General features: G+C 59.5%; 1 protein-coding gene. It reads left to right on the top strand.

All coding sequences use genetic code 11. The features are described from left to right. Positions 1 to 166 precede the first annotated feature (166 nt). The gene (gene tnpC / locus CK500_RS16670; protein WP_095638300.1) at positions 167 to 1,582 is read left to right on the top strand and encodes an IS66 family transposase; all 1,416 of its coding nucleotides are present in this window, start codon (positions 167 to 169) and stop codon (positions 1,580 to 1,582) included. Positions 1,583 to 1,590: the final 8 nt, after the last annotated feature.

Genomic DNA, 1,590 nt, shown 5'->3' with positions numbered 1-1,590 from the left:
TTCGTACGTGTTTAGCCCCAGCTGATTTCGTCACTGTCTCGTAGGAGGTGGCCTATGACAGACACATGGTCTGTCAGCAGAGAGTGAGTCTGTTTCCACAGGGATGGTCTCCGAGGACCGGAGACCATCCCGTTGGCTCTGCTGGTGTCAATTCGAGGTGGGAGTAGTGAACGAGGACGATCTCACCAAGGACGAACTCCTCTCACGCTTTCTCCAGATGGAGGAGCGAATCAACGAGCTGGAAGAGAAACTCGACCAGAAGGACGAGCGGATCGAAGAACTCGAAACACGCCTGCGCAAGTACGAGAATCCGCATACTCCGCCCAGTAAGCGACGGTCGGGGACCGGTGAGTCCCCGACCGAGCAGAACGACGAAGACGACGATGTTCGAACTGACGGAGGCACTCCCGGTCGGAAGGACGGTCACGACCCGGAGTGGCGTTCTCCGCCCGATCCTGACGAAGAAACCGAGGTCACCTGTGACTGTTGTCCCGAGTGTGGCGACCACTTCGACGAGTCGGTGGGCGTCAGCCCCCGACTCGTCGAGGAGATCCCGGATCCACAGCCGCCAGAAGTCACCCAGTACAACCGCCATCGCTACCAGTGTGACTCCTGTGGAACAGAGACAGTTGCGACCCACCCCGACTGCCCCGATGAGGGGCAGTTCGGGGTGAACGTCATCGCACAATCAGCGCTTTCACGGTACGATCACCGCCTTCCGTACCGAAAGATCGCTGATCGCTTCGAGCAACTGCACAGACTCGAACTCTCGGGCGCATCCGCGTGGCACGCGACCGAGCGCGCGGCGCGCGCCGGTCGCTGTGAGTACGAGCAGATCCGTCGAGAGATCCAAGATGCCGACGTGGTTCACATCGACGAAACGGGCATCAAACGCGACGGTGAGCAAGCGTGGATCTGGACGTTTCGGACAGCCCAGCACACGTTGTACGCGGTCAGAGAGAGTCGTGGGAGTGATGTTCCCGCGGAAGTCCTCGGCGAGGACTTCGCGGGAACGGTCATCTGTGACGGGTGGACGGCGTATCCAGCGTTCAGCAGTAATCTTCAGCGGTGCTGGGCACATCTTCTCCGAGAAGCCGAAGACGTTGCGAGTGACCACGAGGAGGCAGAACCAGTGTACCGGTATCTCACGCAGATGTTCGTCGGTCTCCAGTCGTGGCTGGAGACCGACCCGGGCCCTCGTGAGAGAGCACAAATGCATCGCTCATGCCAGAACGGACTCAAATCGCTGGTTGAGCGGTCAGTGACCGCCGAATCAGTGGCAACACTGCTCGGGAAAATTGAAGGTGGGCTCGACCACTGGCTCACCTTCATCGGTGAGCCAGCGGTCTCCCCGACGAATAATGCGGCTGAGAACGCACTTCGTGAACCTGTTGTTCTCCGGAAAATCATCGGAACGCTCCGTAACGACCGAGGAATGTTCGTTCACGAGACGGTCTTGTCCCTGCTGGCGACGTGGCGCCAGCAGGGACGCAATCCCTACGAAGAACTTCGCCGAGTCGTCAGCAGCAATGAGATGATCTCACGAGCTCACGCTGTGCCGGCTGTCGAGACCTCGGGGTAAACACATAC

This window comes from Halorubrum salipaludis, assembly GCF_002286985.1.
Lineage (GTDB): Archaea > Halobacteriota > Halobacteria > Halobacteriales > Haloferacaceae > Halorubrum > Halorubrum salipaludis.
The sequence above is the reverse complement of the archived record's forward strand: the minus strand, read 5'-3'. Positions and strand labels throughout refer to the sequence as shown.